The sequence below is a fragment of the Bacillus sp. RCC_6_1 genome (assembly GCF_041360755.1).
In the GTDB taxonomy this organism is placed as follows: domain Bacteria; phylum Bacillota; class Bacilli; order Bacillales; family Bacillaceae_G; genus Bacillus_A; species Bacillus_A cereus.
Window position 1 is genome coordinate 206,880 of the sequence record NZ_JBFUPV010000001.1, and the last position, 13,596, is coordinate 220,475.

The window sequence follows — 13,596 nt, forward strand, 5'->3', positions numbered from 1 at the left end:
TCACTATGCAAAAAAATGGAGCGGTTGTTTTAGTTTTCCTCTCCATTTCTTTTTTATGCATAGTTTATTAAAAAATATAATTATTAATTTTTTGCTTCATCTCAGGGATATCTTCTCTTGTTACAGTGAAGCGAATAACCTTCTCATCAAGATCAAGTGCCTCAGCGAATAAACCAGCTAATCCACGTGATTTTCTATCTACTTCCATAATTATTTCTAATCGGTCGTATGCACGTGGCAAAATTAATAATTCTAATTCATCTAATCTGCCGTAGTACTCTCCAGAAACCGGAATAAACTCAAATTCTTGTGCGAATGGAACTTGTTTACGTAATCGGTGCGGTAATTCTTCACATTCTATATGACGTGCTTTAAACCCTAATTCATTTACACTATCTAAAACACTACTTAATAATGCATTAGGTAACACTTGAACGTAGTCGCGGTCACTTGGGTCTATACTACGTTTAATATCAAGACCTGTATGAATCCATACCGTTTTCATACCAAGTGTAAGTGGTGCTTCAATTGGCATTGGAAAAGAAAATGGAATGTCAACTGTTTCATTTGGTTCTACAGAAAAAGGTTCGGTTAAGCGTACTCGCTCTAAATCATATGTTGCTGTTACTTTTTTATCATCCACTTCTCGTACATACGACGTCGATAATGTTAAGTAAATGCTTTCAATTTGTTGGCTAACTGAACCTCCAGTTATATGAACCTTTCCAACTATTTCTTCCCCAACAATATACTCATCTTTTTCAAGAACAGTATCTACCTTTGCACTTCCAATACCAACGCTTGCTAAAAACTTTTGAAACATGGAGTCTCCATCCTTTCTAAAGCAGAAGCTACATCTTGTTTTAAATCTTGTACATTCTCATAGTACGGCGTTTTTATTTGTAACATTCGCATAAGCATTTCGCGATTATAATTTTCCAAAGTTAATTCTTCGTACCATGGTTTTTCCTGTTTTTCATTAGATTCATATCCTGCATATAATAAAAATAATGAGAAATGACCGAGCGCATAAAAGTCGCTACGAAATTGAACTTCTCGCATCAAAGCTTGTTCACCTTCGTAAGTTGTAGCTCGCTCATCATCCTCACCTTTCCATTTAGCTAATCCAAAATCAATAATACTAATTTGATTTTCTTTCATTAATATGTTTGGAATGCGTAAATCTCGGTGAATAATGCCTTCACTATGAAACACCGATACAATTTCTAATATTTCATATAAAATCTCAAAAACTTCACGTTCTGTATATACATACCCATCTATGAAAATATAATCTTCAAAATTTTTACCAGACATGTACTCCATCACAAAGAAGCTCTTTTTCTCCCATATGAAATGATCATATAGACTAGGAATTGCATGATGATTTAATGTTTGTAAAATCATTTTCTCTTGTTCAAATGATTTTCTACCAGACTCATATCTTTGTTTACTTTGTCTTAATTGTTTTAAGACTTTATATCTATTTATTTGCAAATCATTAACGACATATGTAACCCCATAACTGCCCATTCCAATTACTGATTCAATTTTATAATGCTCTGCAACAATTGTATTTTTTCGCAGTGGTCTATCAAATAATGCTAGTACACGACGCCATTTCATCAGCTACTTGAAAAGAAGCTACGGCTTTTACGTTTTCTTTTATAATGTTGATGTCCATAACCAGATGAACGTCGTTTATAATCGCTACTTGAATACGAGCGCCCTCTACGACGATAATCACTACTTGAATACGAACGATATTTTTTCTTTCCTAATAAAGAATCAATAATTTTTTTGAACATTCCTTCACCTCTTGAGTAAAATTTCCTTTTCATTATATCAATAATTATTGACTATACTTGTGACAGGTTTGTAAAGAGTAAAAAACGACGAGTTATGCCCGTCGTTACTTTCATTCATCCTCTTCATCAAAAACTTCATCAATCATGCATTTCTCTAATAAATACTCAAATGTAATATCTGCGAGATCTTCAATTTCTTCTCGTTTTGGGACGTACCCTCTTTCAATTAGTTGCTCATAAAAAAACTCCGCAATCTCTTCCGTATCAATCACGACTTCAATTTCCTTCATGAGCATCACTCCTTTATTTCTGTTTTATGAAAAAATCTCAAAATTATGTATATGAGATTAGAAAAATAGATTTTATTTTTTTATAGGTCATAAGCTTTGGACGAGATGCATACGATTGTAGTACAAGCTATTCAAAGGGGGAAATAATAATGGAAAATCAATATGAAGTAGGACAAACAAAAGAAGAGTTCATGCATGAGGATCAATGGGCAGACTCTCTTATAAAGTGGCTTTTTATTTTTTTAATAGTTGTAGGCATACCTTATACTGCATATGTTGTTGTTCAATTTATTCTCTCTTTCTAGTTAACTATTTTTTCTCTGTCAATTTAACTAAATAATTATGAACAACATCCATTACAATTTTATATTCTTCATCTTTAAATGTATCGAACAATAATTGATAATCGTTATAAATGTCAAGTAATCCATCAATGATTTCTTGACGATTCGTCTTAACACTCACTTTTTTCGAGTTGTTAATTGACTTTAACTTTCCTAAATCTAATTTATTCATACCTGCTTTATCTTGTTTCATTTTCTTCAAAATTGCATTTGCCGTTTGAGCATTGGCGAGTAACGTTAAATCTGATTCATCCGCTTCTAACCATTCACCATCCGTAATCCGTGACAATTCATAAATTGTATCTTCCCATGCGTCATTCTTATATCTCCATACTTCTGTACGAAAACCAACAATACGGAAAACATCTTTATCATATCCAGTTACTTGCACAAGATCACCAAACGTGAAATTATAATTTAATTCAATCCACTCCGTATCGCCCTTTTTCATATCTTGCTCTGTAACGTGCTGCAAAGTTTGCTCTACGTAAAATCCATCGTGATTATTGACTTCGTATACATAAACTCCATCTAAAACCTTCATATTTGTGATTTTCCCAACGGTTCCATATAGCGTAATCACGACTATGTCCCCTACGTTGTATTTAGGTTGTTTTTTTCTTGCCATCTCTATCTCTCCTTTTTTTGACGTCGTGATTTTGATATCAGTATATGCAACCTACATAAAAACGCTTATCACAGAAGCTTATATTCATAAATTTTTTCAATAAAAAATATAATCTTATAAAATTTACATTACACTCAAACAAAAGCTAGTAACTAGACTAGCTTCAAATCAACAAATTTCATAATAAAAAAACATACAGAATACTTCACTTTAAATAAAGTAATGTATTCTGTATGTTTTCAAATAGTTTTTATCTATCTTGTATGTATAAATCCCAGGCTTCATCAAATATAGACATACTTTCTAGCATTCCGCTCAACTCTAAGTATGAACTAATTTCATCATAGTCTTCAGATTGCTTCGGAAAACTTAAATCATCATACATCGCCTCTGCTAAATCTGAAATTTCATTTCTAAATAAAGCTGCACGATGCTTCATCATATAATGGTAAAATGTCTTTTTCAAAAATATTCCCTACCTTTCTAACTTGGGTACATTATACAAGGCAAAAAAGAAAAAAACCAGCATAAAAGCTGGTTAAAAGTCGAAATAATTTCTTTTTAATAGACGCGGTCTTCCCATTAATTCTTCATATGTTAGTTGTTTTGGTAAATCTTTCGTGTAAATTAAGAATAATTGATCTTCAATTTCTTTTACTGTATGGTCTGATTGATAGTCCATCCCGCACGAGGAACAAGAAATACATGGTGTCTCTTGGATTTCAATGGCTTTCGTACCATCTGGTAATTCCCAATATACAGTATTCAAGCTTTCTTTCGCTTCTGTACTGTCACACCACATACAATTCATACTGCATCACCCTCAGTTTTTTTGTCGTTTTCTTCTAACTTAGCCATTTGTGCTTGATATTTTTTATCTTTTAATTGATCGCGCTTATCACGTTTATCTTTTAAAGATGCATGAGTATCATTATCTTCGTAGTCTTTACGACGGTTCATACGCTGTAAGTCGTCTGGAACGAGGTTAAATTTCTTATCGCTCATAAGACCTGCGATACCAACATCTGAACGTTTTTCTTCGTAGTTCGGATAAATCTCTTTAAAGTATCCTTCCGCTCTTCCTGGAATATAGCTCTCTGGCTCTGGATACGTCGTAATAACACCTTCAAAGTTACGAAGTACAACTTTATCTGCACTTTGTGAGATTAAATAGTTTGGTTGAAGTGCAATTTTACCGCCTCCGCCTGGCGCATCAACAACGAATGTCGGAACAGCATAACCAGATGTGTGTCCACGTAAACCTTCAATAATTTCAAGACCTTTAGATACTGGTGCACGGAAGTGACCGATACCTTCAGATAAGTCACATTGATAAATGTAGTATGGACGTACACGGATTTTTACTAAGTCATGCATAAGTTTTTTCATAATTGGAACGCTGTCGTTAATACCAGCTAAAATTACTGCTTGGTTTCCGACTGGAACACCAGCATTCGCTAACATTTCACATGCCTTTTTCGATTCTTCAGTAATTTCAATAGATGTATTGAAATGTGTATTTAACCATACTGGATGGTATTTTTTAATAATGTTACATAAGTTTTCTGTAATACGTTGTGGGAATACTACTGGTGCTCTCGTTCCGATACGAATAATCTCAACATGCGGAATCTCTCGTAAATTTTTTAATACATATTCTAAAATTTTATCGTTAATTAGAAGTCCGTCACCACCGGAGATTAATACATCTCGTACTTGTGGCGTTTCACGAATATAAGCAATTGCATCATCTAATTGTTTCTTTGGTACACCCATTCCAATTTGTCCACTAAAACGACGACGTGTACAGTAACGACAATACATAGAACATTGATTTGTTACTAAGAATAGTACACGGTCCGGATAACGATGTGTTAGCCCTGGAACTGGTGAATCTTCGTCTTCGTGAAGTGGGTCTTCTAAATCATATTTTGTTTTATATAACTCTTCCGAAATCGGTACTGATTGCATCCGAATCGGACAGCGTGGATCATCAGGATTCATTAGCCAAGCATAGTACGGTGTAATGTTTAACGGGATCGTTTTCGTTGAAATTTTAACGCCCTCTTCTTCTTCAGGTGTTAAGTTAATCACTTTTCTTAAGTCATCTAACGTTTTGATCGTATTCGTTAATTGCCAAACCCAATCATTCCATTGCTCTTCAGTAACATCTTTCCATAATTCGATATCCTTCCAGTGACGATTTGGTTTGTATACATCATGTAACATTGCTATTCCCCCTTTTTATACGCTCATCCTTTATATAAGCAATAGTTATGCCAACTTTACATTGTTGATAAGTAAATGTGCGGAGAACCCTATTACATAAGCGAAAAAATATTTTTAAGCGTTGTATGAAATCAATACTTAACATCATATTCATTACTTTTTATATATGTAAACGCTCTTTTATTGGTGCAAACACACAAAAACCGCCGATTATTCGGCGGTTTTGTCGTACTTGCTCAGTTTATATTGAAGCGTTTGACGAGGGATACCCAACATTTTTGCGGCTTGTAATATATTCCCTTCCGTTTCAATCAACGCTTGATCTATTAATTCTTTTTCTGTTTGATGAAGTGCTTCTCTAAGTGGCATTATACCCTTCTTCTTCGAAAACTTCTCTTTCCGGAATGTACGTGGTAAACAATTGGCTGTCAATGTATTCCCTTCTGCAATAATAACAGCATGTTCAATCGTATGTTTTAACTCCCGGACATTTCCAGGCCACTGATAAGCTTGCAGTCTATCTTTCGCTTCCTCATCAATTTGAAGTACACCTTTTTTATAACTTTTATTATATTCTTTCAAAAAATAAGATGCTAATAATAGTACATCCTCAGTTCTTTCACGAAGCGGTGGGATATATAATGAAAATACGTTTAAGCGATAATATAAATCAGTGCGAATTTTATTCTCTCGTAAACATATTTCTGGAGGCTGGTTCATTGCGGTAATAACACGAACATCTACTTTTCTCGTCTTATTATCACCAATTCTTCTAATGACTCCATCTTCTAACACTCGTAACATTTTTGCCTGCAAATCAAGTGGCATTGAATTCAGTTCATCTAAAAATAATGTACCACCATCAACAAGTTCAAATAGCCCAGCTCTTTCAATCGCTCCCGTATAGCTTCCTTTTGTCGTTCCAAACAATAAACTTTCTAATAGCGACTCTGGTAAAGCTGCACAGTTTTGTGCAATAAATGGCTTGTTTTTTCTTTTAGAAGCTTCATGAATTGCTTGTACGAACAGTTCTTTTCCTGTTCCTGTTTCACCATATATTAAAACATTCGCGTCTGTTGGTGCTACTTTTTGTGCTAACTCTTTCGTCTGTTTAAACCGCGTATCATTTGTCACTATCGTCTCAAATGCAGCGTGCTTTTTAATCACTTTTTTTCTAGATGATCGCTTTATTTTCGACTGTAAGTCAACAATTGTGTCAGTAAGTTTTTGAATTGTAGAGTAATCCTTTGCAATTTCAACAGCCCCAGCAATATTCCCATCTATAAAAATAGGTAACGTCGTATTTACTGTACAAACATCTTCACCATTTAAATTTTGATAATGTTGTACCTGATGTACGATAGGTTTTTTTGTATCTAGTACTTTCATCAATGTACTCGTTTCCCTTGATAAAGACGGGAACGCTTCTAAGAGATGTTTCCCTAACACTTTTTCAATCTTGGATCCATCGTGTTTTGCAGCTACAGAATTATAAAATATTGTAATTCCATTTTCATCTACAGCGTGTATAGCCTCATCAATACTGCCCAAAATCGCTTCAATGACTTCTTGTGTCGAAACTGCTAGCAATGTCATCCCCCCTCTTGCCGAAAATCCGGCAATTACATGCCGAATTTTCGGCACACCTATGTGCGATTGTAAGCATGACGATTCCGTTCTATAATTTTGACCAATTTTATATTTTCATTAGATAACTCGAAACTCTAATTAGTACAGCTTTTCGAACACCCAGCTCCACCTAACTGTTTTGCTTTACAACCAAATTTTGAGACGGAAGTTTTACTGCTTTCGAATAACTAGATAGATCTTTCACCCATATATTCATATCTTCCAACTTATCGAAAATGTAGCAATTATTCGCCAGTCTTCCTGTATACGTATAGCCTAATTGATGAAAGGCAGCATTCATTCCGAAAGAAAGCGATCGAGCAATTGTATAGGAGCAGAAAATAGATCTTTCTCGAAGCTCTTCCTCTAATTTAATTAGTAAACTTTTCATAAATCCATGTTTACGATATTCAGGTAAAGTAGCACAATTCGTTAATTCTGCATTCCCTTCCTTTATGTTCATTTCTGCAGATGCTGTACTAATAATTTTCCCCTCAAATTCATACACGTAGTAAATTGTATCGTCTTCTTTCATCGTCTGTAATACATAACTCGCTTCATTTAAAGGTGTCGGATACACTTCAAATACTTTTCCGAAGACAATTGCTAATTCTTCTGCATCTTCTTCAGTCGCTTTTCTCAGCAAAAATTTCTCTGGAACTACTTTTTCTTTTATTTCTTTTCCTTTTACACCGCTTAATATAGTATCTTCCTCAGTCCAATGCATACTATTTCGTCTTTCATCATTATTATATTTCACAAAAAAGTATGCATCGTGTCCTTGAAAATAATGAGGTATCGTTGCTTCCAACAAAAAACCGAAAGAGAGCCATGTTGAAACATGCTCTCCCTTTCCTTTAATAATACATTTAGTGAAAGAATGTTTCTCTGCTAGTTCGTCAATTGTCTGTATAATGCTTTCAACATTTCCTGTATAGTGATCTACCCGGATACGTTTATTAAAATAATCTAAAACGCCTTCTACTGTATAACAATTCGTCTGTTCTCTAAAAGATTCATAGTATTTCATTTTTTCACCTCACACCAATCTAGTAATGTACATGCAATAATTTTTGCGGCAGCTATCATTTTATCAACTTCTATATATTCGTTTGGATAGTGTGCTACTTTCGTCTCTCCTGGACCAAATACTATTGTTGGTACGTTTGCAATTTGTGTAAATAAACCTCCATCAGTCCCCCACGGAGATGCTTCAATAATTGGTTCGTTCCCTTCGATTTCAACAAAGTTATGATGAAGTGTTGTAATGAGTTCATGATTTTCTTCTAATTCACCAGGAACCCATCTCGCTCCAAACCATTCTACTTCTACCGGATTTTCAACAAACCAATTGTCCACATCATTTAATTCAACAATCCAATTCTCAAACTCTTCTTTTGCCGCCTCTATAGTCTCATTCGGCGCAACACCGCATCTTCCTTCTAAAATTAATTCATCGGGAACAGAACTTGGCCAACTCCCTCCTTCAATTTTGCCAATGTTAATTGGAATTGGAATTGGAATTCCTTTAAATAACGGATCTGTAATTCGACTATTTCTTTTCTCCTCTAGCTTTCTTACATGTTCTATAACAAACATGCTTTTTTCAATTGCACTAACCCCTTCATAGCGCGTTCCACCGTGTGCAGCTTTCCCTTTTACACGTAGACGAAACCACATGGAACCTTGTTGTTTCGGGAAAAACTTCATATTAGTAGGCTCTGGAATAATGACACCATCTGCTTTATATCCTCGTAATATAGTTGCTAATGTCCCTGCTCCACCACTTTCCTCTTCTATTACACTTTGAAAATAGATGTCTCCTTTTAATTCAATACTAGATTCAATGATCGCTTCCATCGCAAGCATAAGTGCGACATTTCCGCCCTTCATATCCGTCGTTCCACGGCCATATATACGATTCCCTATTTTCTCACCGCTATAAGGGTGATGTTCCCACTGATTCACATCCCCTTCTGGAACTACATCAATATGCCCATTTAATATCATAGATTTCCCATCGCCACTTCCTTTTAAAGTTGCTACAATATTTGGGCTATCTGAAAAACTTGTACGGGGTGATACAAAATAAGAATGATCTTTCATTTTAGAAAAAGAGGGCTCCCATATATCGAGATCTAAACCTAATTCACGTAATTTTTCAATCACAATTGCCTGCGCACCGCTTTCATCACCAGATACGCTCTTTTCTTGAATTAATCGTTTTAAAAATTTCACACTTTCCTCTTCATGGCTCTCAATATAATCACAAACTTGCTTTTTTAATTGCTCCATATATTACATCTCCCTTCATTCAATTACTAGTAAGTTAGAACTAATTTGAAAATCAGCTTCTGTATGTCGTTTTACATCTTCTACTGTGTATGGGCTCATTAATTCTTGTAATATAAGTCCACTCGGAGTTACCTCCATGACTGCCATATCAGTAATAATTAAATCTACACATTTCTTTGAAGTTAATGGCAATGTACACTCTGAAACAATTTTTGCATTTCCGTACTTATCAACATGATTCATCACAACAACGACCCGCTTCGCTTTTTGTGCTAAATCCATTGCTCCACCAATACCTGGAACACGTTTTCCAGGTACAATCCAGTTTGCTAAATCGCCATTTTCACTTACTTGTAATGAACCAAGAATCGTTATGTCTAGCAAACCTTTTCGAATCATCCCAAACGCTGTGCAGCTATCGAAATAACTCGCTCCTGTTATAAGAGAAGTTGGTAAACCTGCTGCATTACACAAATTTTCGTCTTCATTCCCTTTACTTGGCGTTGGTCCCATGCCCACGATTCCATTTTCCGCATGAAACATAACATTTATATCGTCAGGCAAATGATTTGGTACAAGCGATGGTATGCCAATACCTAAATTTACAATCATACCATTTTGTATTTCTTTCGCCGCACGCCTAGCAATCTTATCCCTCACTTCTACGCCCATACCCATTTCCAGTTCACTCCTTCCGACGGTACAATATAATTTACGAAAACACCTGGAACGACAATTTCCTCTGGATCTAAACTTCCAAGCGGGACTATTTCTTCCGCTTCTACAATTGTTATATCCCCAGCCATCGCTACGTGAGGATTCATATTTCGTGCACTTTTGTCAAATACAAGGTTACCAAACGGATCTGCCTTTTTTGCATATACAATTGAAACTTCAGCAGTTAATGCTGTTTCAACTAAGTAGGTCTTACCATTCATTTCAACTGTTCGTTTTCCCTCTTCCACAATCGTATCAACACCAACATCAACTAAAACACCACCAAGACCAACGCCACCAGCGCGAATACGCTCTGCTAATGTTCCCTGCGGAGAAAACTCAATTTGTAATCTTCCCTCGTTTAGTTGCCTTCCTGCATTTGGATTGGAGCCAATGTGAGAAGTAATTATTGATTTAACTCTTTCATTTGTAACAAGACGACCGATACCTACATCAGGAAATCCAGTGTCATTTCCAATTAAATTTAAATTTGTAACGCCTTTTTCTAAAATTGCCTGTATTAAAGATGGAGGGGATCCAATCCCTCCAAATCCCCCAAACATCAATGTCATATCATCATGGAACAAAGAAATTACTTCCTCAATTTCTTTTAATTTACCGAATGTATTTGTAATAGTTGTCATGCGATACTATGCCCTCCTTTTTGCATCATCTCTTCCACACTTTTAGAGAAAATTGAAAGTAATTCATCTAACTCGGAATATGTAGTTGTCATTGGCGGTGCTACAAGCAGTGCACTATCTTCTTTTCCTGCTTGCCCTGAAACTGCTTGGTATAAAAGCAGACCATTTTTAGCTGCAACTGAAATAAGCTCTGACGCTTTTGTAAACGGTTGCAATTCTACTCCGATTAGCAACCCTTTTCCGCGCACATCAGCAATGATTGTCGATTGTTGCTGAACTTTCTGTAAGCCTTTTATTAAATACTCTCCCTTTTCTGCTGTTTTTTCAGGAAGATTATGTTTCTCCATATATTCAATAACAGCTAAAGCCGTTGCTGCAGACAATGGATTTGCACTTAACGTATGACCGCTCATTACTGAACGTGATCCACGTAATATTGGTTCCATAACACGATCACTTACAACTGTCGCTGCCATCGGTGTATATCCCGCTCCTAACCCTTTACCAAGTGTCATAATATCCGGCTCTACGCCCCAATGCTCCATCGCAAACCATGCTCCAGTACGACCAAGCCCAGTCATTACTTCATCCGCAATAAATAAAATATCGTAATGATTACAAATATCTTTAATGACTTTATAATAGTCTTTCGGCGGAACAACCGCGCCTCCAGCTGCTCCGATAATCGGCTCAGCAATAAAAGCAGCAATATGCTCTGCACCAATTCTTTCAATTGATCTTTCTAGTTCAGTCGCACATGCCAGCTGACAAGTTGGATATACCTTTTGAACAGGACATCTGAAACAATATGGAGCTGGTATAGTCGGATAATCTTCCAAAATAGATACGAAACGTTGTCTACGTAGTGGATGCCCAGACATTGATAAAGCACCCATCGTAATACCGTGATAACTCATCCATCTTGATAAAATTTTATGTTTCCCTTGAATACCTCGCTCTTGAAAATGCTGAATTGCAATTTTCATAGCTGTTTCATTCGCTTCCGTACCACTATTTACAAAAAAACTCCAGTTCAAATCTCCTACACTTAAATCACTTAACTTCTTCGCTAATTTTTCAGCTGGTTCACTCGTAAACTGTGATCTATAAACGAAAGCAATCTCCTCAGCTTGCTTTTTAATAACGTCTGCAATCTCCTTTACGCCATGCCCAATACCTGCCGTAATTGCTCCTGACGAACCATCAAAATATTTATTGCCATTTTGATCATACAAATAAACACCTTTTCCATGTGAAATCATTGGATACGGCTGACCAACAAGTGGTTTAATTAAGTAATCGCGCATAGCGCTCCCCCATTTCTCCAATTTGTATATATATATGAAGAAAATTGACGTTTCTTTCATAAAAAAGAATCCTCTGCAAAAGCAGTGAATTTATCAAAAAACTATTATAAAATATACAAATGAGTGCTTAAAAAATTTTATAAAACAGAAAATTCAGAACTAAAAAACCGAAGACCAACCCTTTTCTATACGCCCAAATGACCCTCCTTTTTATATGAAATGACTGCATCACCAAATGTTTTTATAGCATAATGCCAGCTGTCCTTAAATACCGACATTCTGTACACTTCGACGGAACTCCCGTTAAACTCCTTCCTATTATCCTACTTTAAATTGCATATTTTAAAACAAATTTCGACACCCACCTTACTAATCAATTCAGATTCCTATTCATTATGTAAACTTTTCATTTTTAAACTATAAAAAAAGAACCGATTAACCACACTAATCAGTTCGTCATGACGCTCTCTTATGGGTTAATACTGTCAATTGCTAAAATAAATAGAAAAATGAAGTTTACAAATTCATCCTACAGTCTATAACACAAAACCTTTTCATAACTTCATTCACAATTACTATCGGGATATCCCTATCCCGAAGTGGCACTCCTTTCCTCAGATTCAAAGTATCTTTCCTTTATAATTTATGTAGGACAATTATCACTTTGTATGTGTATTTGCCTATAATTAAAAAAATCCCTAGTTTTCTAGCGATTTTTGGACATGTATTCAATATGTTAATTGAAATGCACTTTCAATTTGGCATTTATTTTACTTTCGTACAGTCATATGTACTGCTTTACTCTGTGAAATTCTCGTAAGCACCAGCACCTCTTTATGAAAACATATTTGTTGTGACTTTTTAATTTTCCCTTTATAAAATCATTTTTTTTGCATAACCGCTTTCTTGCTTCGCATATAGTTTTAATGATGACAAAGGAGGAATGTTCATGTCTCAATCTGAAATCGAAAAATATGGACAAGAAGTTACGCAATACGAACAGCTCGCACGTTACTATCAGTTTCGTAACCCTAAAAAATATATAGAATTATATATGAAATATTACGATGCACTATCAAAACTTGTACAGGCGTATGAAACAAGAGACTCACAAGAAGCTGCTTTACCATCACATATAAGAATTTTTCATGCCGATCCAAATATACCGGCGGTTGACATTTTAGTAAACGGACAAAAGGTTATTAAAAATATTTCATTTAAGCAATTCAGCCCTTATTTATCATTAGTGCAAGGTAAATACCGTATAGATATTGTTCCTGTCGGAAATGAAACTCCAATCTTTTCAGCATTGGTACCAATAATGGGAAATCATACTTATACTCTTGCTGCAATAAATAGTGATAATCACCTACAATTACAACCTATACTTGATAATACACATTTACCAGCTGGTCAAGCAAAAATACGCTTTGCACATTTCTCTCCAGATACCCCTGTTGTAAATGTAGATTTAAAAGATGGAGATCATTTATTTGAAAATGTACTCTTTAAACAAATAACCGATTTTTTGCAAGTTAGCCCTGGTACAGCAGATATTGAAATTTCACTCGCAGATAATAAAAACGTTTTATTGACTATACCGAAATTCAATGTTGAACCAAATGTTATTTATACAATTTCAATAGTAGGTTATTCAACTAAAGATCATAAATTAGAAGCCGTTATACTCACAAATTAAAACAGT

At 35.2% G+C, this 13,596-nt stretch carries 16 protein-coding genes; 2 read left to right on the forward strand and 14 right to left on the reverse strand.

Annotated features, from left to right (window positions below; all coding sequences use genetic code 11):
- Positions 1–67: 67 nt before the first annotated feature.
- From AB6801_RS00955 to AB6801_RS00970, 4 genes are all read right to left on the reverse strand, one after another.
- Complete coding sequence (locus tag AB6801_RS00955; RefSeq protein ID WP_000486631.1) at positions 68–823, reverse strand: sporulation protein; 756 nt, start codon at positions 821–823, stop codon at positions 68–70.
- Positions 805–1,626, reverse strand: coding sequence for a serine/threonine protein kinase (locus tag AB6801_RS00960; RefSeq protein WP_000872051.1), 822 nt, complete (start codon positions 1,624–1,626; stop codon positions 805–807). The genes AB6801_RS00955 and AB6801_RS00960 overlap by 19 nt, the downstream gene beginning before the upstream one ends.
- Positions 1,626–1,808, reverse strand: a complete 183-nt coding sequence (locus tag AB6801_RS00965; RefSeq protein ID WP_000473371.1) for a hypothetical protein — start codon at positions 1,806–1,808, stop codon at positions 1,626–1,628. Before AB6801_RS00965 ends, AB6801_RS00960 begins: the two co-directional genes overlap by 1 nt.
- A 110-nt stretch (positions 1,809–1,918) precedes the next feature.
- A complete protein-coding gene (locus tag AB6801_RS00970) occupies positions 1,919–2,098 on the reverse strand; it encodes a YozD family protein (RefSeq protein ID WP_000658451.1) in 180 nt (59 codons plus the stop codon).
- Between the two features lie 149 nt (positions 2,099–2,247).
- Here AB6801_RS00970 and AB6801_RS00975 point away from each other — a divergent pair, with 149 nt between their 5' ends.
- A complete protein-coding gene (locus tag AB6801_RS00975; protein ID WP_000431486.1) occupies positions 2,248–2,403 on the forward strand; it encodes a DUF3930 family protein in 156 nt (51 codons plus the stop codon).
- Positions 2,404–2,407: 4 nt separating this feature from the next.
- Here AB6801_RS00975 and AB6801_RS00980 read toward each other — a convergent pair whose 3' ends face one another.
- The 10 genes from AB6801_RS00980 to AB6801_RS01025 all read right to left on the reverse strand — a co-directional run bounded on the left by AB6801_RS00980 (position 2,408) and on the right by AB6801_RS01025 (position 11,891).
- Positions 2,408–3,070, reverse strand: a complete 663-nt coding sequence (locus AB6801_RS00980; protein WP_000101499.1) for a hypothetical protein — start codon at positions 3,068–3,070, stop codon at positions 2,408–2,410.
- 250 nt (positions 3,071–3,320) lie between these two features.
- Positions 3,321–3,536 (reverse strand): YozE family protein, encoded by a 216-nt coding sequence (locus AB6801_RS00985; protein WP_000750717.1) that lies wholly within the window; start codon positions 3,534–3,536, stop codon positions 3,321–3,323.
- Between the two features lie 72 nt (positions 3,537–3,608).
- Positions 3,609–3,881 (reverse strand): YokU family protein, encoded by a 273-nt coding sequence (locus tag AB6801_RS00990; RefSeq protein WP_000995763.1) that lies wholly within the window; start codon positions 3,879–3,881, stop codon positions 3,609–3,611.
- The gene (gene kamA, locus AB6801_RS00995) at positions 3,878–5,299 is read right to left on the reverse strand and encodes a lysine 2,3-aminomutase (protein WP_000902142.1); all 1,422 of its coding nucleotides are present in this window, start codon (positions 5,297–5,299) and stop codon (positions 3,878–3,880) included. The genes AB6801_RS00990 and kamA overlap by 4 nt, the downstream gene beginning before the upstream one ends.
- 210 nt (positions 5,300–5,509) lie before the next feature.
- On the reverse strand, positions 5,510–6,895 hold the full coding sequence (rocR, locus tag AB6801_RS01000) for an arginine utilization transcriptional regulator RocR (protein ID WP_011110073.1): 1,386 nt from the start codon (positions 6,893–6,895) through the stop codon (positions 5,510–5,512).
- A gap of 163 nt (positions 6,896–7,058) precedes the next feature.
- Entirely contained in the window at positions 7,059–7,958 is a 900-nt protein-coding gene (gene ablB / locus AB6801_RS01005; protein ID WP_000878597.1) for a putative beta-lysine N-acetyltransferase, read from the reverse strand.
- Positions 7,955–9,223, reverse strand: a complete 1,269-nt coding sequence (locus AB6801_RS01010) for a peptidase (protein WP_087967875.1) — start codon at positions 9,221–9,223, stop codon at positions 7,955–7,957. Before AB6801_RS01010 ends, ablB begins: the two co-directional genes overlap by 4 nt.
- Before the next feature lie 15 nt (positions 9,224–9,238).
- On the reverse strand, positions 9,239–9,901 hold the full coding sequence (locus AB6801_RS01015) for a CoA transferase subunit B (RefSeq protein WP_000525278.1): 663 nt from the start codon (positions 9,899–9,901) through the stop codon (positions 9,239–9,241).
- Positions 9,886–10,584 (reverse strand): acetate CoA-transferase subunit alpha, encoded by a 699-nt coding sequence (atoD, locus tag AB6801_RS01020; protein ID WP_000208102.1) that lies wholly within the window; start codon positions 10,582–10,584, stop codon positions 9,886–9,888. Before atoD ends, AB6801_RS01015 begins: the two co-directional genes overlap by 16 nt.
- A complete protein-coding gene (locus tag AB6801_RS01025; RefSeq protein WP_001205879.1) occupies positions 10,581–11,891 on the reverse strand; it encodes an aspartate aminotransferase family protein in 1,311 nt (436 codons plus the stop codon). The genes atoD and AB6801_RS01025 overlap by 4 nt, the downstream gene beginning before the upstream one ends.
- Before the next feature lie 949 nt (positions 11,892–12,840).
- Between AB6801_RS01025 and AB6801_RS01030 the strand changes: the two genes are divergently transcribed.
- Positions 12,841–13,590 carry a DUF4397 domain-containing protein gene (locus AB6801_RS01030; protein ID WP_087967877.1) on the forward strand — a complete coding sequence of 250 codons (750 nt, stop codon included), beginning with the start codon at positions 12,841–12,843 and terminating at the stop codon, positions 13,588–13,590.
- Positions 13,591–13,596 lie beyond the last annotated feature (6 nt).

Coding starts and splice junctions, on each gene's coding strand:
- AB6801_RS00955 (WP_000486631.1), bottom strand. CDS start 823: ATGTTTCAAAAGTTTTTAGCAAGCGTTGGTATTGGAAGTGCAAAGGTA.
- AB6801_RS00960 (WP_000872051.1), bottom strand. CDS start 1,626: ATGAAATGGCGTCGTGTACTAGCATTATTTGATAGACCACTGCGAAAA.
- AB6801_RS00965 (WP_000473371.1), bottom strand. CDS start 1,808: ATGTTCAAAAAAATTATTGATTCTTTATTAGGAAAGAAAAAATATCGT.
- AB6801_RS00970 (WP_000658451.1), bottom strand. CDS start 2,098: ATGAAGGAAATTGAAGTCGTGATTGATACGGAAGAGATTGCGGAGTTT.
- AB6801_RS00975 (WP_000431486.1), top strand. CDS start 2,248: ATGGAAAATCAATATGAAGTAGGACAAACAAAAGAAGAGTTCATGCAT.
- AB6801_RS00980 (WP_000101499.1), bottom strand. CDS start 3,070: ATGGCAAGAAAAAAACAACCTAAATACAACGTAGGGGACATAGTCGTG.
- AB6801_RS00990 (WP_000995763.1), bottom strand. CDS start 3,881: ATGAATTGTATGTGGTGTGACAGTACAGAAGCGAAAGAAAGCTTGAAT.
- kamA (WP_000902142.1), bottom strand. CDS start 5,299: ATGTTACATGATGTATACAAACCAAATCGTCACTGGAAGGATATCGAA.
- rocR (WP_011110073.1), bottom strand. CDS start 6,895: ATGACATTGCTAGCAGTTTCGACACAAGAAGTCATTGAAGCGATTTTG.
- ablB (WP_000878597.1), bottom strand. CDS start 7,958: ATGAAATACTATGAATCTTTTAGAGAACAGACGAATTGTTATACAGTA.
- AB6801_RS01010 (WP_087967875.1), bottom strand. CDS start 9,223: ATGGAGCAATTAAAAAAGCAAGTTTGTGATTATATTGAGAGCCATGAA.
- AB6801_RS01015 (WP_000525278.1), bottom strand. CDS start 9,901: ATGGGTATGGGCGTAGAAGTGAGGGATAAGATTGCTAGGCGTGCGGCG.
- atoD (WP_000208102.1), bottom strand. CDS start 10,584: ATGACAACTATTACAAATACATTCGGTAAATTAAAAGAAATTGAGGAA.
- AB6801_RS01025 (WP_001205879.1), bottom strand. CDS start 11,891: ATGCGCGATTACTTAATTAAACCACTTGTTGGTCAGCCGTATCCAATG.
- AB6801_RS01030 (WP_087967877.1), top strand. CDS start 12,841: ATGTCTCAATCTGAAATCGAAAAATATGGACAAGAAGTTACGCAATAC.